Annotated in this window: 14 protein-coding genes; 10 read left to right on the top strand and 4 right to left on the bottom strand. The window is 34.9% G+C overall.

The window, feature by feature from the left end; translation table 11 throughout:
* The first annotated feature begins 39 nt into the window (after nucleotides 1-39).
* Nucleotides 40-1,812 carry a DUF3413 domain-containing protein gene (locus ACGH49_RS04795; protein WP_411588428.1) on the top strand — a complete coding sequence of 591 codons (1,773 nt, stop codon included), beginning with the start codon at nucleotides 40-42 and terminating at the stop codon, nucleotides 1,810-1,812.
* Nucleotides 1,813-1,849: 37 nt separating this feature from the next.
* Here the strand turns inward: ACGH49_RS04795 and lipA are convergent, their stop codons facing one another.
* Complete coding sequence (gene lipA / locus ACGH49_RS04790; protein ID WP_411588427.1) at nucleotides 1,850-2,809, bottom strand: lipoyl synthase; 960 nt, start codon at nucleotides 2,807-2,809, stop codon at nucleotides 1,850-1,852.
* Between the two features lie 10 nt (nucleotides 2,810-2,819).
* Complete coding sequence (lipB, locus tag ACGH49_RS04785) at nucleotides 2,820-3,440, bottom strand: lipoyl(octanoyl) transferase LipB (protein ID WP_411588425.1); 621 nt, start codon at nucleotides 3,438-3,440, stop codon at nucleotides 2,820-2,822.
* Nucleotides 3,441-3,812: 372 nt separating this feature from the next.
* Here lipB and aceE point away from each other — a divergent pair, with 372 nt between their 5' ends.
* The 3 genes from aceE to lpdA are packed head-to-tail and all read left to right on the top strand — an operon-like array spanning nucleotide 3,813 to nucleotide 9,516.
* The gene (gene aceE, locus ACGH49_RS04780) at nucleotides 3,813-6,479 is read left to right on the top strand and encodes a pyruvate dehydrogenase (acetyl-transferring), homodimeric type (RefSeq protein ID WP_411588424.1); all 2,667 of its coding nucleotides are present in this window, start codon (nucleotides 3,813-3,815) and stop codon (nucleotides 6,477-6,479) included.
* A 12-nt stretch (nucleotides 6,480-6,491) separates the two neighbouring features.
* Nucleotides 6,492-8,075, top strand: a complete 1,584-nt coding sequence (gene aceF / locus ACGH49_RS04775; protein WP_411588423.1) for a pyruvate dehydrogenase complex dihydrolipoyllysine-residue acetyltransferase — start codon at nucleotides 6,492-6,494, stop codon at nucleotides 8,073-8,075.
* 16 nt (nucleotides 8,076-8,091) lie between these two features.
* On the top strand, nucleotides 8,092-9,516 hold the full coding sequence (lpdA, locus tag ACGH49_RS04770) for a dihydrolipoyl dehydrogenase (protein WP_065560236.1): 1,425 nt from the start codon (nucleotides 8,092-8,094) through the stop codon (nucleotides 9,514-9,516).
* Nucleotides 9,517-9,785: 269 nt separating this feature from the next.
* Here the strand turns inward: lpdA and ACGH49_RS04765 are convergent, their stop codons facing one another.
* Nucleotides 9,786-10,973 carry a carbohydrate porin gene (locus tag ACGH49_RS04765; protein WP_411588422.1) on the bottom strand — a complete coding sequence of 396 codons (1,188 nt, stop codon included), beginning with the start codon at nucleotides 10,971-10,973 and terminating at the stop codon, nucleotides 9,786-9,788.
* 361 nt (nucleotides 10,974-11,334) lie between these two features.
* Between ACGH49_RS04765 and prfA the strand changes: the two genes are divergently transcribed.
* The 5 genes from prfA to ACGH49_RS04740 all read left to right on the top strand — a co-directional run bounded on the left by prfA (nucleotide 11,335) and on the right by ACGH49_RS04740 (nucleotide 19,025).
* Complete coding sequence (gene prfA / locus ACGH49_RS04760) at nucleotides 11,335-12,420, top strand: peptide chain release factor 1 (RefSeq protein WP_034909811.1); 1,086 nt, start codon at nucleotides 11,335-11,337, stop codon at nucleotides 12,418-12,420.
* A complete protein-coding gene (prmC, locus tag ACGH49_RS04755) occupies nucleotides 12,417-13,253 on the top strand; it encodes a peptide chain release factor N(5)-glutamine methyltransferase (RefSeq protein ID WP_065560245.1) in 837 nt (278 codons plus the stop codon). Before prfA ends, prmC begins: the two co-directional genes overlap by 4 nt.
* A 16-nt stretch (nucleotides 13,254-13,269) precedes the next feature.
* On the top strand, nucleotides 13,270-14,124 hold the full coding sequence (kdsA, locus tag ACGH49_RS04750; RefSeq protein ID WP_034909929.1) for a 3-deoxy-8-phosphooctulonate synthase: 855 nt from the start codon (nucleotides 13,270-13,272) through the stop codon (nucleotides 14,122-14,124).
* An 875-nt stretch (nucleotides 14,125-14,999) separates the two neighbouring features.
* On the top strand, nucleotides 15,000-16,337 hold the full coding sequence (locus tag ACGH49_RS04745; protein WP_411588510.1) for an OprD family outer membrane porin: 1,338 nt from the start codon (nucleotides 15,000-15,002) through the stop codon (nucleotides 16,335-16,337).
* Between the two features lie 9 nt (nucleotides 16,338-16,346).
* Nucleotides 16,347-19,025 carry a beta-N-acetylhexosaminidase gene (locus ACGH49_RS04740; RefSeq protein ID WP_411588420.1) on the top strand — a complete coding sequence of 893 codons (2,679 nt, stop codon included), beginning with the start codon at nucleotides 16,347-16,349 and terminating at the stop codon, nucleotides 19,023-19,025.
* A gap of 71 nt (nucleotides 19,026-19,096) precedes the next feature.
* On the opposite strand, the gene rraB is transcribed toward ACGH49_RS04740, so the two are convergent.
* Nucleotides 19,097-19,492: a ribonuclease E inhibitor RraB gene (rraB, locus tag ACGH49_RS04735; RefSeq protein WP_034909805.1), complete on the bottom strand. Its 396-nt coding sequence runs from the start codon at nucleotides 19,490-19,492 to the stop codon at nucleotides 19,097-19,099.
* 70 nt (nucleotides 19,493-19,562) lie between these two features.
* On the opposite strand from rraB, the gene rnm reads away from it, so the two are divergent.
* A complete protein-coding gene (gene rnm / locus ACGH49_RS04730; RefSeq protein WP_411588418.1) occupies nucleotides 19,563-20,396 on the top strand; it encodes an RNase RNM in 834 nt (277 codons plus the stop codon).
* Nucleotides 20,397-20,467 lie beyond the last annotated feature (71 nt).

Raw genomic sequence — 20,467 nt, 5'->3', positions numbered from 1 at the left:
TTTATTTATCTTAACAATCACCATTAGCAACGACTTAATATGCTCAAAATCAAAAATACTTACTTCAAAGACTATCGTGCCTCACAAATTGTTAGTTGGGGGCATTGGTTTACGTTGTTTAATATTTTTGTTGTAATTTTACTAGGTAGTCAATATTTATTTATTGCAGATTGGCCTCGTACTTTTATGGGGCGATTTTATGCAATTATTAGTGCAATCGGACATTTCAGCTATTTGACCTTTATTGCTTATTTGATTCTGCTTTTTCCATTAAGTTTTTTCATTCATTCATCTCGATGGCAAAGGATTATAGCAACGGTTTTTGCAACAGTAGGTCTTTCATTACTAATTATTGATATTGAAGTTTTTTCGCATTTTAGAATGCATCTTAATTTGTCTATTTGGCAATTATTTTCATCGCAAAAAGTCACTTATTTAAGTACGGTATTTATTGCTATTCCGTTTATTTTGTTGATTGAAATTTTATTTTCGGTATGGAGCTGGAAAAAATTACGTAGCTTAAGTAAACGTAAGTACTATGCAAAGCCCGTAGTAATTCTTTTTATTCTTTGTTTCGTTACCTCACATTTGATTCATATTTGGGCTGATGCTAATTTTTATCGACCAATTACTATGCAGCGTTCAAGCCTACCACTTTCTTATCCTTTAACTGCTCGTCATTTTCTTGAACGTTATGGTTTTATTAAGGAAAATGGTTATCATGACCGTGTTATTCAAGAAGGAAATCCTTTTGCGATGGCAATTGAGTATCCGTTGGGAAGTGTTGTTTATGATCAAAAACCGATGAAAAATAATGTGTTAATGATTGTTATTGAAGGGTGGAATACTAATTTATTAACTAAACATATGCCGTGGTTAAATGAATTTTCTCAAGATAATATTTTCTTTACTAATCATTATGGTGCAAGTAATCAGTCCTATTTAAATGACTTTTCATTGTTTTATGGGTTAGATCCTAACTACTATAATAGTATCCTTGTTGGACATAAACCGTCTGTATTGCTTGATGTTGTTACTAAACAGCACTACAACTTAGGTCTATTTTCGGAAGATGGTTTTGCTGAGCCTTTATATCGTTCAGCTTTGTTATCTAATTTTTCAATACCACAACCTAAAAAACAATCTAATAAACAAATAACAGAAAACTGGAGGGCTTGGCATGAAGAACAAAATAGCCTTGCTAATCATGCACCTCTGTTTTCTATAATCCAATATTCATTGGGAAGTAAAAATAAAAAAATTACAATATCAGATCTTCAATCAGAAGCTAAAAGGCTAGATCAATACATTGAATCATTAATTGCCTATTTAAAATTATCTAATGCCAATGATGATACAATTATTGTTATTACTGGTTCGAATGATATTAAAATTGACGAGCTAAAAAAAGTAGCATCACGCAATACAAGTAGCGACTTTAAGAGAGAATCATTAAAAGTACCATTGATTATATCATGGCCGAATAAAGGAAGAGCCCAAATAACAGAAGCAACTTCGCAAACTGATATTATGCTTACATTAATGCAAGACGCATTTTATGTTACTACGCCACCTCAACAATACAGTCAAGGTAAAAACCTATTTACTCGAAAGCCTAGACAATGGCTAGTTGCTGGTGGTGAAAATACTATAGCTGCACTTTATGATGATAAAACGGTTGTTTTAGATGCCTTTGGTCGTTCTAAAATTTATGATATTAATGGTAAATTGCAAAAAGAAGAAAAAATTAGCTTACCCATCTTTTTGCAAATCGTTACTGAAAATCGCCGTTTTATGGTTGTGGATAATTGATTTAGCTTTTGAATAGAATAATAAAAAGAGGTGAAGATTACTTCACCTCTTTGCCCATTGCTTGTAAATCAGCATGATAAGATGAACGTACAAATGGCCCACAAGCTGCATGAGTGAATCCCATATTTAATGCCGTTTGCTTTAATTCTTCAAATTCTTGTGGTGAAACATAACGTTCAACGGGTAAATGATATTTACTTGGTTGTAAATATTGACCAAGCGTCAACATAGTAACACCATGACTGCGTAAATCTTTTAACACTTGAACTAATTCTTGATTTGTTTCGCCAAGTCCTACCATCAACCCAGATTTTGTAGGAATTTTAGGATATCGTTCTTTAAATGCTGCCAGTAATTTAAGTGACCCTTCATAGTTAGCGCCAGGTCGGATCCTTTTATATAAGCGAGGTATATTTTCTAAATTATGATTAAATACATCAGGTGGATTATTACTTAAGACATCAATTGCTTCATCAATACAACCACGAAAATCAGGTGTTAATGTTTCAACCTTTATATTTGGGTTTAATGCTCTGATTTCTCGAGTACAATTAGCAAAATGGCTAGCTCCACCATCTTTTAAATCATCCCTATCAACCGAGGTAATAACAACATAGCGTAATTTCATTTCTTGAATGGTTTTCGCTAACTTAATGGGTTCTTTACTATCTGGTGGCAATGGTCTACCATGAGCTACATCACAAAATGGGCAACGGCGGGTACAAATATCGCCCAAAATCATAAAAGTAGCCGTGCCATGATTAAAACATTCAGCTAAATTAGGGCAAGATGCTTCTTCACAGACTGAATGTAATCCATGTTTGCGCATTGTTTTTTTAATATGTGCTATATTATCAGAGTGAGCAGATAATTTAATTCGCATCCATTCAGGTTTTTTTAGTGGTGCGACATCTTCTAATGTTACAGTTGGAATTAAGCGCGTCTTTTCGGCATCACGATATTTCGAACTTCTGATTATTGTTTCATTATTTTGCATAATTGGTATCTTATCTTTGAGGTAACTGCTTAATAAAATTATTGGTTAATAGTTGTTTTATCTCTTTACGGTCAATTTGAGAGACATATTCTTTTAGTTGAGTCATTTGTAATCCGGCGTAGCCACAAGGGTTAATATTATTAAAAGGGGAAAGATCCATATCAACATTAAATGCTAGTCCATGTAAAGTACAACCTCGACTAATATGCAACCCAAGTGAGCAAATTTTTTTTTCGTTAATATAAACTCCCGGCGCATCAGACTTTGCATGAGCTATAATACCATAATGGAGCAATGTTTGAATGACACTATTTTCTAAATAACTAACTACGTCTCGGATACCTAGCTTAAGTCTTTTTAAATCAAATAAAATATACATGATTTGTTGACCTGGAGCATGATAAGTAATTTGACCACCGCGATCGGTCTGAATAACAGGGATATCTGTCTGATTTAATAAATGTTCTGCTTTACCAACTTTACCTTGGGTAAATACAGGTTCATGCTCGACTAGCCAGATTTCATCAAGAGAATGCTCATTACGTTGTTTGGTAAAATTATGCATAGCTTGATAGGTGTGCGCATATGGTTCAATTTTTAAGTCTTTGATAATGACATCATTAATGATCATAGTATTTTTTGTTATCTTCAAGTAGTATTATCGTTATTTTTACAAGTATATAACAGATTTTATAATAACTTGACAACTTGTAGTTATTTTTAGTGTAGCTATTAAAATAATATTTATACTTACTCTTAATTAAAATTTAATTATTTATCAGATAAATAATATTAATTTTGTTATTATTATTGAAATAGTTGATTAATTTGATAGGAATTAACATTCTTTTCAAAGTAGCAGTTTGCTTTACTTTTTTTTTAAAAATGGCAGACTGCTATAAATGAAACTCCGTAATCCAGCGTTTTAGCTTGATTAGTGACATTTTTTAATGTAATTAAGAATAAAACGTTGTATTTTTCTAAACAAAAAAGAGGTTTTTATATGTCGGACATGCAAATGAATGATGTCGATCCCATTGAAACACAAGATTGGCTCAAAAGTGTTGAGTCTATTATTCGAGAAGAAGGTGTCGAACGTGCACAGTATATTATTGAACAAATAGTTAATAAGGCGAGAGATGGTGGTGTTCCAGTACTTTTTGGTTCTTCAACAAGCAATTATGTCAATACTATTCCAGTAGAAGAGCAACCTGCTTATCCTGGCGATTGGGAAATAGAAAGACGTATTCGTTCAATTGTCCGTTGGAATGCAATTATGATGGTGTTACGAGCTTCAAAGAAAGATTTAGAGCTTGGTGGTCATATGGCATCGTTCCAATCTGCAGCTACTTTTTATGAAGTCTGTTTTAACCACTTTTTCCGTGCTCGTAATGAAAAAGATGGCGGTGATTTAATTTACTTCCAAGGGCACATCTCACCAGGTATTTACTCTCGAGCCTTTATTGAAGGACGTTTAACCGAAGAGCAGTTAGATAATTTCCGTCAAGAAGTTCATGGTAAAGGTTTACCATCATACCCTCATCCTAAATTGCTTCCAGAATTTTGGCAATTTCCAACAGTATCGATGGGGCTTGGTCCTGTTAATGCCATTTATCAAGCACGTTTTTTAAAATATTTAGAAAATCGTGGTTTGAAAGATACTTCTGAACAGACTGTCTATGCTTTCTTAGGTGATGGTGAGATGGATGAACCAGAATCAAAAGGTGCAATTACCGTTGCAACACGTGAAAAACTAGATAATTTAGTTTTTGTTATCAACTGTAATTTACAACGTTTAGATGGTCCAGTAACGGGTAATGGTAAAATTATTAATGAACTAGAAGGTGTATTTGCTGGTGCTGGTTGGAACGTAATTAAAGTTCTTTGGGGTGACCGTTGGGATAAACTTCTCCAAAAAGATAAATCAGGTAAGTTAATTCGCCTAATGAATGAAACACTTGATGGTGATTATCAAACATTAAAATCAAAAGACGGTGCTTATGTTCGCGAGCATTTCTTTGGTAAATACCCTGAAACTGCTGAATTAGTTAAAGATATGTCTGATGAAGAAATCTTTAGATTAAACCGTGGTGGTCAAGATCCAGTTAAAATGTTTGCAGCATTCCAACGAGCAAAAGAAACTAAAGATCGTCCAACTGTTATTCTTGCTCACACCATAAAAGGTTATGGTATGGGGGCTGCTGCTGAAGCAAAAAATATAGCTCACCAAGTGAAAAAAATGAATATGGATGGCGTGCGTCATGTTCGCGATTTCTTCAATATTCCAGTGACAGATGAAGCACTTGAAAAATTACCATACATCAAATTTGAGGAACACACGCCAGAATACAAATACATTCATGAGCGTCGTGAAGCGTTACATGGTTATGTACCATCTAGATTAACTCATTTTTCAGGAACTGTTTCAATTCCTCCATTAAGTGAATTTGCGTCATTACTTGAAGCTCAATCGAAAGAAATATCAACCACTATAGCATTTGTCCGTGCGCTTAATATTATGCTTAAGGATAAAGAACTTGCTCCACGTTTAGTACCTATTCTAGCTGATGAAGCACGTACTTTTGGTATGGAAGGTTTATTCCGTCAAATTGGTATTTATAATCCACACGGTCAACAATATACACCACAAGATAAAGAACAAGTGGCTTATTATCGTGAAGATGAGAAAGGTCAAATTCTTCAAGAAGGAATTAATGAATGTGGTGCAACGGCTTCTTGGATTGCTGCGGCCACTTCATATAGTACAAATGATTTTCCAATGATTCCATTCTACATTTACTATTCAATGTTTGGATTCCAACGTATTGGTGATCTAATGTGGGCAGCAGGTGATCAACAAGCTCGTGGATTTATGATTGGTGGAACCTCTGGTCGAACAACGCTAAATGGTGAAGGTCTACAACACCAAGATGGTCACAGTCACATTCAAGCATTAACTATCCCTAACTGTATATCATATGATCCTGCTTATGCTTATGAAGTTGCGGTAATCATGCAAGACGGTTTACGTCGCATGTATGGTGAGCAAGAAAACGTTTACTACTATATTACAACTCTCAATGAAAACTATGCACAACCAGCAATGCCAGAAGGTGCAGAAGAGGGTATTCGACGAGGTATTTATAAACTAGATATCGTTGAGGGTCAAAAAGGCAAACCGACTGTTCAGTTACTAGGTTCAGGCTCTATTTTACGCCATGTTCGTGAAGCGGCTGAAATCTTAGCTAAAAATTATGGTATTAGCTCAGAAGTTTATAGCGTAACATCATTTACTGAACTTGCTCGTGATGGTCAAGATTGCGAACGATATAATATGTTGCATCCAAGTGAAACACCAAAAGTGCCTTATGTTGCACAAATTATGAATAACAATCTAGCGGTGGTTTCAACTGATTATATGAAATTGTTTGCTGAGCAAATTCGTGGATTTGTACCTGCTGAAAGCTATCGAGTACTCGGTACTGACGGTTTCGGTCGCAGCGATAGCCGTGAAAATTTACGTCATCACTTTGAAGTCGATGCATCTTATGTTGTGGTTGCAGCATTGGGTGAACTTGCTAAACGTGGCGATATTGAAGTTAGCGTTGTTGAAGATGCGATCAAAAAATTCGAAATCAATGCCGATAAACTTAATCCACGAATTGCATAAGAGGTTATTATAATGAGTATTCAAATCAAATTACCTGATATCGGTGGTGACGAAGTAGAAGTAACCGAAATTCTGGTTAAAATAGGCGATAAAGTTGAAGCTGATCAGTCAATTATGACAGTTGAAGGTGATAAAGCATCAATGGAAATCCCTGCACCACAGGCTGGTATTGTTAAATCTATTTCTGTAAAAATTGGCGATAAAGTCAAAACAGGCGTTGACATTATGGTCTTTGATGGGCAAGGTGGCGAGACTGCCGTTCCAGCTCCAGCTATAGTTACAGCACAAGAAGCACCAAAAGTTGAAGTAACACCAACTGCAACTAGCCAAATTGTAGATGTAAAAGTTCCAGATATTGGTGGTGATGAAGTCGAAGTAACGGAAATTTTGGTAAAAGTAGGCGATACTATATCTGTTGATGATTCATTAATTACCGTTGAGGGTGATAAAGCCTCAATGGAAGTACCAGCAACCATTGCTGGTACGGTTAAAAGTATCACGATAAAAGTGGGTGATAAAGTAAAAACAGGTTCCAAAATCATGGAATTTGAAACTACATCTAGTGCAGCTCCAGCTGCCGCAGCTCCTGTTGCTGAAAAAGCAGCACCTGAGCCAACGCCAGCACCAGTTGCTGCAAAATCAGCGCCTGCTTCATCAAGCAATGAGTTTGTTGAAAACGATGCTTATGCTCATGCAACACCATCTGTACGTCGTTTAGCACGTGAATTTGGGGTAAATCTAGCAAAAGTTACCGCTACAGGTCCTAAAAACCGTATTTTACGTGAAGACATTCAAACTTACGTAAAAAATGCTGTTAAACAAATTGAAAGTGGCGCTACAGGCGGTGCATTACCTGGTCTATTACCATGGCCTAAAGTTGATTTTAGCAAATTTGGTGAAGTTGAAAGTTTACCATTAACTAAAATTCAAAAAGTATCAGGTGCAAATTTACACCGTAACTGGGTAATGATTCCGCATGTGACAGAATTTGATGAAACAGATATTACTGATTTAGAAGCATTTCGTAAGCAACAAAATGCAGAAGCAGATAAGAAAAAACTTGATCTTAAGATCACTCCACTTGTGTTTATCATGAAAGCGGTAGCAAGTGCATTAACAGCGTATCCACGCTTTAATAGCTCATTATCTGAAGATGCCCAAACCTTAATTATCAAAAAATACATTAATATTGGCGTTGCTGTCGATACACCAAATGGTCTTGTAGTACCAGTATTTAAAGATGTTGATAAAAAGGGTATTGTTGAACTTTCTCGTGAGCTTGCGGCAATTTCTAAAAAGGCACGTGAAGGTAAATTGACAGGTAGCGATATGCAAGGTGGATGTTTCACTATTTCTAGCCTTGGTGGCATTGGTACAACCTCTTTTACACCAATTGTTAATGCGCCAGAAGTTGGTATTTTAGGTGTATCTCGCTCTAGCATGAAACCAGTTTGGAATGGCAAAGAGTTTACTCCACGGCTAATGTTGCCATTATCATTATCATTCGATCACCGAGTTATTGATGGTGCTGATGGTGCACGCTTCTTAAGCCATATTGTTAACGTCTTATCCGACTTACGTCGTTTAGTGATGTAATTAAGGAGATCAAATTATGAGTCAAGATGTTAAAACACAAGTTGTGGTTTTAGGAGCAGGACCAGCGGGTTATTCCGCTGCGTTTCGTGCTGCAGACCTTGGACTAGAAGTTACCCTTGTTGAACGTTATTCAACACTTGGTGGTGTTTGTTTAAATGTAGGCTGTATTCCATCAAAAGCATTACTTCATGTTGCTAAAGTAATGGATGAAGCAAAATCATTAACCGAACATGGTATCCATTTTGGTACACCTAGACTTGAATTAGACAAAGTGCGTGGCTGGAAAGAAAAAGTTATTAGTCAACTGACTAATGGACTAGCTGGTATGGCCAAAATGCGTAAAGTCAATGTTATTCAAGGTGAGGCACAGTTTACCGGTAGTCATACAATGGAGGTAACTTCATCAAAAGGAATCACTAAGATCACCTTTGATAATGCGATTATTGCAGCGGGCTCTCGTCCAATCAAGTTGCCTTTTATTCCACATGATGATCCTCGTATTTGGGATTCTACAGATGCCTTAGCTTTAACCACCATTCCTAAAAAATTATTATTAATGGGTGGCGGAATTATAGGTCTTGAAATGGGGACTGTATACCATGCACTTGGTTCAGAAGTCGATGTAGTTGAAATGTTTGATCAAGTGATTCCGGCTGCTGATAAAGATGTAATTAAAGTCTTTACTAAACAGATCCAAAAGAAATTCACTTTACGATTGGAAACTAAAGTTACTACCGTTGAAGCAAAACATGATGCAATTTATGTTACCATGGAAAAGAAAGACGGCAGCACCGAAACTCATACTTATGATGCGGTATTAGTGGCTATTGGTCGTACACCAAATGGTAAATTAATTAGTGCGGAAAAAGCAGGCGTTAATGTTACTGACCGTGGATTTATCGAAGTCGATAAACAGATGCGTACCAATGTTCCGCATATCTATGCAATTGGAGATATTGTTGGTCAACCAATGCTTGCGCACAAAGGCGTACACGAAGGTCATGTGGCAGCAGAAGTAATTGCAGGTAAAAAACACTTCTTTGATCCAAAAACCATTCCTTCTATTGCTTATACCGAACCCGAAGTTGCTTGGGTTGGTTTAACTGAAAAAGAAGCGAAAGAAAAAGGTATTGATTATGAAGTATCAATCTTCCCATGGGCAGCTTCAGGACGAGCTATTGCTTCTGATTGCTCTGAAGGGATGACAAAACTGATCTTCAATAAAGCAGATAATCGCCTATTAGGTGGTGCGGTTGTTGGTGCAAATGGCGGTGAATTACTTGGTGAAATCACCTTAGCTGTCGAAATGGGTTGCGATGCCGAAGATATTGCATTAACAATTCATGCTCACCCAACATTGCATGAATCAATTGGCTTAGCCTCTGAAATTTATGAAGGCTCAGTCACTGATTTACCAAATGCTAAGGCGAAGAAGAAATAGTAATAATAAGTCATTTATATACTTAATAAAATGCCGTTAGCTCAAACTAACGGCATTTTTATTTTTTTATAAGATAATTTTTGTCAAAAACTTTCAGGTAACCATACGTTTCAGTAAAAAATAAATAAATTATCTATAACTATATTTTTAAATTATAATTAAATTCAACTCTAACTTTTTTAAGCTATACACCTAGAGTAAAAGTAAGCAAAAAAGGATAGAAAATAAGCCAATTTATCAGTACAATTCAAATAAATTGGCTTATTTAATTAATAGAAATATTTAAATCTAACACGAGCACCATAACGATCTGCGGTATTATCACCATATGCTTTATTTCTATCTAGTAAAGACCAATATGCTCCTAAATAAATATTAAAGTTCTCCATATCCATCACATTATTAATTAGATAAGAAGTATTAACGGTGTGAATTTTATATCTACCTTTGTTATTAATATGTCCGTGCTTTTCTTTTTTGCCTGGATCTGAATTATATTTCTTAATATTGTTATTGGCATAATAATAACCTAAACCAACTTTTTCCCAGATGATATCAGTACCGATGGTCATATCATTTTCATCTTTAGCATTCATATAAGCAAAACTAGTATTGATTTTTAGCCCTTTATTAGTTTCATCCCAATTACCCTCACTGTTCCATGAAAATGTCGCACCATACCCCGTACGTTGTGACTGATCACGGAATTTGCCATTGCTGTCATAATAACCATAGGCATTTTTTACCACGTTAGTTTCAGCAGCAATTGCTGAAGAAAAATTATCATTTTTCCACGATAAAACTGGTCGAACATAAACTACATTTTTCTTTTTCTCAATGTCATAACCGTGATAACTTGAATTATTAAACATTTTTTCACCATTATTAACTAATGCATTTACCTCAAAGTTAAAATTGTCTAAGAATGGTTTATTGAATTGAATACTACCACCATTTTTGCTACGTCCTCGACCTTCTTTCATCATATAAATATAACCAAAACCATCTTCATAAAGATCATTAGCCGTATTACCTGAATATTCAATAAAAGTATCTTGCCCAAGCGGAAACATATCATAAGCTTCATAGCGGCCAACTTTAATGCTCCAATCTTGTTTTTGTCCAAAATAAAACACAGCATCATCTAAATTCATATCACCACCTAAATCAGCAAGTGGTTGCACAACAAATCCTGCAAAATTATTATTGATTTCGCGATAACCATCCAAACCAATTAATATCCGACCATTAATATCCCAATGATCTTTATCCGCTGGCTTATTTTTTTTCTCGGCGGTTGCACGTAGTGAACTAAGTTGTTGTTTACTGCTAGCTGCATCGACATTAAATTCGATATCACCATATAATTTTAATTGCCCTTGTGGCGTGTCCCATTGGACTGTGGCATTAGCCATTGAACTTAATCCAACCAAACTAAATATAAAAAGTTTTTTCATAAAACCAACTCCTTAAATATATTAAATTAATTTATTGCTAATCGTAATGTTTGCGATAATATCTTTATGAAAATTATGGATAACGCCATCTAAGTCAAATAAAAGTAAATTATTAATGATACCGTTTACATTTTTTGATGTTATATGGTGATTGGCTTTTTTTAAACATTAAAAATGTATTTATGTGACACGAGTAACATTTTTGGCAGATTGATTTGTTGTGAATTACAAATTTTCCCTTTTAAATAAAATAACTTTGACACTGTAAGTGTAAGACGAAACTGTATTTTAAAAGGGAATAAGTATATAATGCCGCACAAATTTAATTAATTTTACTTTTTATTATATAAAATATACTTTTATGAAATCTTCAATTATCAACAAATTAGAAATGCTACAAGAGCGTTATGAAGAAGTTCAAGCATTATTGTCTGATGCTTCGGTTATTGCGGATCAAAATCGCTTTCGCACTTTGTCTAAAGAATATTCGCAATTAACAGGGGTGGTTAAGTGCTTTTCTGATTGGAAGCAAACACAAGAGGATATTGAGACAGCTAAAATGATGCTATCTGATCCTGAAATGAGTGAAATGGCACAAGAGGAGTTAAACGAAGCATTAAGTCGAGTTGAAGAACAAGAAAAGCAACTACAAGTTTTACTATTACCTAAAGATCCTAATGATGATTATAATTGTTTTATCGAAGTTAGAGCAGGAACTGGTGGTGATGAAGCGGCTATTTTTGCTGGCGACTTAGCTCGAATGTATACAAGATTTGCCGAATCACGGAATTGGCGTGTTGAGATTATGAGTGCAAATGATGGTGAACATGGTGGCTATAAAGAAGTTATTATGTTAGTTAGTGGGGATGGTGTTTATGGTAATTTAAAATTTGAATCTGGTGGACACCGAGTCCAACGTGTACCGGAAACAGAATCTCAAGGTCGTATTCATACATCTGCTTGTACCGTTGCTGTTTTACCGGAAGTCCCTGAAGCAGAAATGCCTGAAATCAACCCAGCTGATTTAAAAATTGATACCTATCGTTCATCTGGCGCAGGTGGTCAGCATGTTAATACAACAGATTCTGCTATTCGTATTACCCATATTCCTACAGGCATCGTTGTTGAATGTCAAGATGAGCGATCGCAACATAAAAACAGAGCCAAAGCAATGTCAGTTTTAGCTGCAAGAATTCAAGATGCGGAACTACGTAAGCGCCAACAAGAAGAGGCTTCAACACGTCGAAATCTATTAGGTTCAGGCGATCGTTCAGATAGAATCAGAACATATAATTATCCACAAGGTCGAGTAACCGATCATCGAATTAATTTAACGCTTTACCGTTTAGATGAAGTCATGGAAGGAAAATTAGAGATGCTAATCGATCCGATTGTGCAGGAATATCAGGCTGATCAACTAGCAGCTTTATCGGAACAAGATGAATGACATACTTACAATGGCTTAAAAGTGCCTCTCAAACCTTAACAGATAGTGAAAGCCCAAAGCGAGATGCTGAAATTTTACTGAGTTTTGTTACGCAAAAAACGCGGACATTTTTAATGGCGTTCAGTGAAACATTGCTAACTGATGATGAATTGATTGCTTTATCTAAATGTTTAGAACGCAGGAAAAATGGTGAGCCTATCGCTTATATAACTGGCGAAAAAGAGTTTTGGTCTTTAAAGTTTAATGTTTCTAACGTCACTTTAATACCTAGACCGGATACCGAAAAATTAGTTGAATTAGGTTTAGAGTACCTTCCTAAAGTGCCTTGTGAAGTATTGGATCTTGGCACGGGTACAGGCGCGATAGTTATTGCAATGGCAACCGAACGTCAAGACTGTTTATTTACCGCAATTGAAAAAAATAAAGATGCCCTAATCTTAGCTCAAAAAAATGCCGCTCAAATCGGGGTGAATAATGTTTATTTTTTACAAGGTGATTGGTACAAACCAATAAAGAATAGAAAGTTTTCAATGATTGTCAGTAATCCTCCTTATATTGAGCCAACAGACATCCACTTATCCCAAGGCGATGTACGCTACGAACCAAGAAGCGCATTAGTTTCTGAAGATGATGGTTTAGCTGATATTAAACTAATTGTACAAGGTGCAACTAAGCACTTAAACCAATATGGGTGGTTACTAATAGAACATGGTTGGAAACAAGGCGAGGCAGTGCAAACTGTTTTTAAACAACACGGATTTCAATTAGTAGAAACCTTCACCGACTACAGTGGTAATGATAGAGTTACCCTTGGTCGCTGGTTTAAACCTTAACTAGGAAAATTTTATGATGCAGCAAAAAAAAGTAAACATTGGTGACATTACTGTCGCTAATGATCTACCCTTTGTACTATTTGGTGGTATGAATGTGCTTGAATCTCGTGATTTGGCGATGAAAATCTGTGAACATTATGTCACCGTTACCAATAAACTAGATATTCCTTATATTTTTAAAGCCTCTTTTGATAAAGCAAATCGCTCATCAATTCATTCCTATCGTGGACCAGGATTAGAAGAAGGGCTAAAAATATTCCAAGAGCTTAAACAACAATTTGGCGTTAAAATTATTACTGATGTACATACTGAAGCACAATGTCAACCCGTTGCTGATGTGGTTGATGTAATTCAATTACCTGCCTTTTTAGCAAGACAAACTGATTTAGTTGTTGCAATGGCTAAAACAGGCGCAGTAATTAATGTCAAAAAACCACAATTTGTTAGTCCAGGGCAGATGGGTAATATTGTTGAAAAATTTGAAGAGGCTGGTAACAATCAAATCATCCTTTGTGATCGTGGTAGCTGTTTTGGTTATGACAACTTAGTGGTTGATATGCTTGGTTTTAACATTATGAAAAAAGCAAGCAAAGGGTCACCAGTTATTTTTGATGTTACTCACGCTCTTCAATGCCGTGATCCTATGGGAGCAGCATCAGGTGGACGTCGTGGCCAAGTAACTGAACTTGCACGCTCGGGCATGGCTGTTGGTATTGCTGGGTTATTTTTAGAATCCCACCCAGATCCAAGTCATGCAAAATGTGATGGACCGTCAGCATTACCACTAGCAAAATTGGAACCTTTCTTAAAACAGATGAAAGCCATTGATGAACTAGTAAAAAGTTTTGATGAAATTGATACTGAACACTAAGAGTTTAATTATTTAGCTACAATTAAAAAAACGTTATTTATTATAAAGTAAACGGTATTTTTAGCATATTAATAAAAAAGAGAAACCAAATATGATTTCTCTTTTTTATTTGGTTATGTGGTCATTTTACGTCATTAATCTTTAGAAATTACTTACTTTTTAATCTTCAATTTTTCAACCACGGTAATAAATATACATAAAAAATGCCATACCCTAAATCATAGGTAGCGTGTTGATATTATAAATAAAATTGGTGATAGACTAAATATTGACACCAAACGTTCATCTAGAACATATTCATTAACATCTTCTAAAATCGTCATAACACATTAAATAATGTGACTTTAATGATTAATACTAACGTAATTTTGTACGTGGGTTGTCCATTTACAATGGGATATTTATACAAAGGTTTTTATTTTAAGTTATATTTTTGTAAAAAATATTCAGGATTCTATACCGTCATAAGTTTAAAAAATTCTAAAAAAGTCCGTTATATTATTTTTTTTAATAAAAAAAGTTGTGACTTTTATCTAAAAATTAGCATAAAAATCGATCTTTTTAGTGATTATGATCACGATTTAGAGTGTTTAATTTGCTAGATAAAATATGTTTATGCATTATAAAAATACATATTTACCTCATATCTGAATTTAAATATGTTCCTAAATAAAGCTTAGTTTTCAAATATTTAAAATAAAAGTTACTTTGAAGTTCAATTTATTAATAATAATCATATGTTAATAAGTTTTACTGTAAGTTAAATAGCATAATTTCATTATTTTAGGAAAATAAATATGAATATTTATAATGCAAAAATGATACCTAACCGATTAAATCTTTTAACTAAACTTATTTTTTCTTTTTCTGTTTTAATGGGGGTAACTCCAGTTGATGCCGTCTATGAAAATCATTTTTTCGATGATGCTTCATTAACTGGTAACATCTTTTTCTGGAATCGTGATCGTGACCGTAAAGATATAGAAACCAATAAATATAAAAGCAATATTAGACAATCAACATTTAATAGTAATTTGGATTATCGTTCTGGCTATATTGCAGATAGATTTGCTATTGAACTTGGTGGTTATGGCGCTTGGGAAGTCAGTAATGGCGGTAATGGACACCCAAATGAAATAGGATTTAGTGGTGCTCATACCCGTTGGGATGAGGATTGGAAGAAAGATGTCAGTGGACTTAGTTTTTATAAAGCACAAGCAAATTTTAAAATTGACGAATTATTTTGGGTAAAAGCAGGTTATATTCAACCCTCAGGTCAAACGTTACTTGCACCACACTGGAGTTTATTACCAGGTACTTATCGAGGTTTTGAGGTAGGGTCAACTCTTGATTTTGATAGCGCTGGAGCATTGTCGATGTCATATATGTGGAGTGATAAATATAAAGCACCTTGGTATAAACGGCTTTATGAATTTAAACAGTGGGGAAAAGGTAAAAAAATTAATTATTTACATTCTGCCGGTTTGAAGTATGACTTTAAAAATGACTTAGTATTAGAAAGTGCATTTGGACAAGCACAAAATTATATGAACCAATTTTTTGGTAAAGTATCTTATAAAATGGAAGTGTTTGATAATCCTATGATTATGAGCTACCAATTTTATGGCGCTAAAGATCAATCGCATAAAGGTACAGATGTATATGATGGCTTGGCGTGGTTGCAAGCAGCAACATTAGGCTATCAAGTTGGTGCTATCGGTCTACGATTTGAAGGCGTTTCGGTTAAAGCTGATGGAGAACAGGGATTCTTTTTACAGCGTATGACACCTGATTATGCTTCATCAAATGGTCGTTTAGATATATGGTGGAATTCTCGCTCAGACTTCAATGCCAATGGTGAAAAAGCAGTGTTTGCTGAAGTGACTTATGATTTAAGTTACCTATCTCATTATTTAGCGGGTTGGAAAACAGGTGCGTCTTATGCCTATGGTTGGGATGCAAAACCTAGCACTAATCGTCAATACAATCAAAAACAGCGTTTGATTGAATCTGCATATAACTTTGATTTAGGTTATACCGTGCAAGAAAGTTGGGCAAAAGATACAACCTACCAATTGCACTATACCAAATATAATAACCATTCAAATATACCGAGCTGGGGTGGTGGATACGGTAATATCTTCCAAGATGAACGGGACATTAAATTTATTGTTACAATTCCATTCACTGTTTTTAGTGCTAAACAAAAATAGGTAAAAAAGATGAAAAAGATTAAGGCAACGATATTAGCAACTTCAATCCTTTCTTTGTTAAATATATGTGCGATTCAATCAGTGCATGCTTCTCAACAAATTGCTAATTTGATTAGTTCTCAACTTAATGTTAAATATGAAGTTGTCGACAATCAAGCAAACGCAAATGGCGTTAACTGTTCAACTTTAGGTGCTGATTGGGCTTCTTGTAATAACGTTATGATTTCACTTAAAAATACTGGAACAGCCATTAATAATAAAGATTGGGCTATCTATTTTGATAATATCAGAATGATTCTAGCTGTAGACAATGATCAGTTTAAAATCACCCATATTACAGGTGATTTACATAAGCTCGAGCCAACAGAAAAGTTCACTGGTTTTCCTGCCAATACAACGGTGAATATTCCAATTATTGGGGAATATTGGATGCTTAGTGAAAGTGATGTTATGCCACGTTGGTATGTAACTTCCAGTGATGCTAAACCCAAAATTATTGCTAACACTAACACTGATTCTGACAATTTATCGGCATTTGTTGCACCAATAAAACAACAATGGAAAAGAACGGCTGATGATCACAATATTTTAATGATGCCTGCTAACCGTTTTGAATATAACGCCGATATTAATAAATTATCTGAATCATCGTTACGAGGACAGATTTTACCGACACCAAGCAAACTTACAATAGGTAAAGAGGATGTTACAATTGATCAGCAAGGAGTTAATTTGATCCTTAATGGTTTAAATCAAGAAAGTTTAGCTATTTTACAGGATCAATTTAAAGCATTAAACATAGCTGTGACAGAAAAAGGTTATCAAATAAAAGCAACGATTGATCCTAAACAATTCGAACAAGGAAAAGTAGGATCATATCAATTAGGTATTAAAAATGATAAGACATTAATCACCGCTTATGATGAAGCAGGGATTTTTTATGCCATTCAATCCATTTTATCTATCATTCCCGTAAATCATTCAAATTCAATACCAATGCTAAATACTATTGATTCGCCACGTTTTGTTTATCGAGGAATTATGCTTGATATTGGGCGTAATTTTAAATCTAAACAAGCCATATTAAGTTTATTAGATCAAATGGCAAAATATAAAATGAATAAATTTCATTTTCACTTAAGTGACGATGAAGGTTGGCGAATTCAAATTCCTGGATTACCTGAGCTAACCGATATCGGTAGTAAACGCTGTCACGACCTCACGGAGCAAAATTGTTTATTACCACAATTAGGTTCGGGACCTGATAGTAATACAAGTGGATCAGGATTTTTAAGTCGTAATGATTACATTGAAATTGTCAAATATGCAAAAGCACGCTTTATCGAGGTTATTCCTGAAATCGATATGCCTGCACATGCCAGAGCAGCAATAGTATCAATGGAAGCACGTTATAAACGCCTAATGAATGAAGGAAAAGAGCAACAAGCTAATGAGTATCGTTTAGTTGATCCAACCGATACATCCAATACCACAACGGTACAATTTTATAATCGCTTAAGCTATTTGAATCCTTGTCTTGATTCATCTAAACGCTTTGTTTATAAAGTTATCGATGAAATCGCAAAAATGCATATTGAAGCAGGGCAACCGCTTAATACTTGGCATTTTGGTGGTGATGAAGCTAAAAATATCCGTTTAGGTGCAGGTTATCAAGATCTGCAAGCAAAAGAAAAAACTAATATTAAAGGTACTATTGATCAAAGTATTGAAGATCATCCATGGGCTAAATCACAAGCTTGTCAAACTTTTGTGAGAAAAGGCGAAGTGAAAGATATTGAGCATCTACCAAGTTATTTTGCACAACAAGTCAGTACCATTATTAAAGATCATGGCATAAACCATATGCAAGCATGGCAAGATGGTATGAAACATGCTAAAAATGCCAAATCTTTTGCAGTCGATAAAGTTACAGTTAACTTTTGGGACACATTATATTGGGGGGGATTTGATTCAGTTAATGAATGGACAAATAAAGGTTATCAAGTAATTATCTCTAATCCAGACTATGTTTATTTAGATATGCCATATGAAGTGAACCCAAAAGAAAGTGGTTACTATTGGGCAACACGTTTTAGTGATGAACGTAAAATATTTAGTTTTGCGCCCAATAATTTACCACAAAATGCTGAAACTTCGGTTGACCGAGATGGTAATCCATTTACAGCTAAAGGTACTATGAACTGGTCAGGTGCTTATGGGCTATCAGCACAAATTTGGACTGAAGATATCCGTAGTGATAACAAAATGCAATATATGGCTTTTCCTCGTTTACTAGCGGTTGCTGAAAGGGCTTGGCATCAAGCTGATTGGGAAATGGCTTATCAAAAAGATCGCCAATATCAGCAAGGTGAAACACATTATGTAGATAGCAAAGCGTTACATGATGATTGGAATCGCTTTGCTAATTTACTTGGACAAAGAGAGCTAGCTAAACTTGATCTTGCGGGTATAAATTATAGATTACCTATTCCTGGTGCAAAAATTGTAAATGGTAAATTAAACGCCAATATTGTATTTCCAGGATTAAACATTGAATATTCAACGAATAATGGAAAAAATTGGAAACTTTATACTGCTCCAGTGGCAATTAATAAAGATGACACTATCTCTATTCGTAGTATTTCATCAGATCAAAAAAGAACAAGTCGTATAGAAAAGCTAAATTAAGCTTTAAAGCACTAATATTCTTATCCGTTTATCGGATAAGAATAAAGCCTAAGAAAGGGAGTTGATGATATTTAATGAAGTGTCTCCATAAGCTCAGCTTCATCAAAATCGTCATCATTCCCATCTTCAAAATAAGTGCCCCAACCATCATATGTGACGCCAAATTGGGTAGTAAGTGCGATGATTTCTGCAATTTGTGCATTTATTAGTTCGGCATTGAGTAGGCTTTCAGTAACAATATCAAAAGCGATAACAACATTGCCTGCATCGTCAATATCTTCATCGGGATCGGTTGCTTCATAGCCTAATTTATAGGCTTCTACTGCCACTTTTTCTAATTTATCAAAATTTTGTGATGAAATGTGATGCTCAATGATATAAAGTGCATGAGGATCGCTACCATCTTCTAATAGTTCCTCAATAATTGTGCTAGTATCTTGTTGAGCAAGGCGAATTTGATCTTTCATAATATACCTTTTAGTGGTCATGCAAATTGTGTGGTATATTACACGTTTCAAAATAATTTTCGAGAAAAAAATGATCGTTGATTTACATTCACATACTACGGCATCGGATGGTCTCTTAACACCTAGCGAACTTGTCAAAAGAGCTGTAGATAACCAAATTGCTATTTTGGCTATTACCGATCATGACACCGTTAAAGGTTTACCTGAAGCTCAAAAAACGATTGCTAACGAAAATTTACCTATTAAATTAGCTTGTGGTGTTGAAATATCAACTTCTTGGAAAAACAACGAAATCCATATTGTTGGGTTAAATATTGATATTGCACATCCTGAGTTAACGACACTGCTATCATCACAAGAACAAGGAAGAATCGATCGAGCGTTGGCTATAAGCCATAAATTAGCTAAAGTTAGTATTGCAAACGCTTATCAACAAGCACAACAATTTGCAAAAGGAGACATTGTTTCGCGTGCTCATTTTGCAAGATTTTTAGTTGCTAACGGCTATGTTAAAGACATTAAATGCGCCTTTAAAAGGTACTTAGGCAAAGGTGGTTGTGCTTATGTACCTGCAACATGGTGTAGTATTTCAGATGCGGTTAATGCCATTCATGCGGCAAGAGGGCAAGCAGTACTTGCGCATCCAAGTCGCTATGATCTAACTTTAACTAAATTGAAATTATTAATAAGTGAGTTTAAATCTAGTGGTGGTGATGCAATTGAAGTTTCACAAAGTAGGCAAACGCAAGATGATTTACAAAAATTAGCTAAATTAGCCAATGAATTTGAACTATTGGCATCACAAGGATCGGATTTTCATGGTGTTGACACCTATTTAGATTTAGGGAAAACAACCCCACTACCCGGTAGTGTTACACCAATTTGGCATAATTGGAAACTCTAAATAAATCTGGATTAAAATCGATTTATATTCGTGCTTCACTATAAGGTTAACGATATAAAATTTAATAATGC

The sequence above is a fragment of the Gilliamella sp. BG7 genome (assembly GCF_046635565.1).
In the GTDB taxonomy this organism is placed as follows: domain Bacteria; phylum Pseudomonadota; class Gammaproteobacteria; order Enterobacterales; family Orbaceae; genus Gilliamella; species Gilliamella apicola_P.
The sequence above is the reverse complement of the archived record's forward strand: the minus strand, read 5'-3'. Positions and strand labels throughout refer to the sequence as shown.

Bases quoted from the DNA above. Each gene is read 5' to 3' on its own strand.
- ACGH49_RS04795 (WP_411588428.1), top strand. From the start codon at position 40: ATGCTCAAAATCAAAAATACTTACTTCAAAGACTATCGTGCCTCACAA.
- lipA (WP_411588427.1), bottom strand. From the start codon at position 2,809: ATGCAAAATAATGAAACAATAATCAGAAGTTCGAAATATCGTGATGCC.
- lipB (WP_411588425.1), bottom strand. From the start codon at position 3,440: ATGATCATTAATGATGTCATTATCAAAGACTTAAAAATTGAACCATAT.
- aceE (WP_411588424.1), top strand. From the start codon at position 3,813: ATGTCGGACATGCAAATGAATGATGTCGATCCCATTGAAACACAAGAT.
- aceF (WP_411588423.1), top strand. From the start codon at position 6,492: ATGAGTATTCAAATCAAATTACCTGATATCGGTGGTGACGAAGTAGAA.
- lpdA (WP_065560236.1), top strand. From the start codon at position 8,092: ATGAGTCAAGATGTTAAAACACAAGTTGTGGTTTTAGGAGCAGGACCA.
- ACGH49_RS04765 (WP_411588422.1), bottom strand. From the start codon at position 10,973: ATGAAAAAACTTTTTATATTTAGTTTGGTTGGATTAAGTTCAATGGCT.
- prfA (WP_034909811.1), top strand. From the start codon at position 11,335: ATGAAATCTTCAATTATCAACAAATTAGAAATGCTACAAGAGCGTTAT.
- prmC (WP_065560245.1), top strand. From the start codon at position 12,417: ATGACATACTTACAATGGCTTAAAAGTGCCTCTCAAACCTTAACAGAT.
- kdsA (WP_034909929.1), top strand. From the start codon at position 13,270: ATGCAGCAAAAAAAAGTAAACATTGGTGACATTACTGTCGCTAATGAT.
- ACGH49_RS04745 (WP_411588510.1), top strand. From the start codon at position 15,000: ATGGGGGTAACTCCAGTTGATGCCGTCTATGAAAATCATTTTTTCGAT.
- ACGH49_RS04740 (WP_411588420.1), top strand. From the start codon at position 16,347: ATGAAAAAGATTAAGGCAACGATATTAGCAACTTCAATCCTTTCTTTG.
- rraB (WP_034909805.1), bottom strand. From the start codon at position 19,492: ATGAAAGATCAAATTCGCCTTGCTCAACAAGATACTAGCACAATTATT.
- rnm (WP_411588418.1), top strand. From the start codon at position 19,563: ATGATCGTTGATTTACATTCACATACTACGGCATCGGATGGTCTCTTA.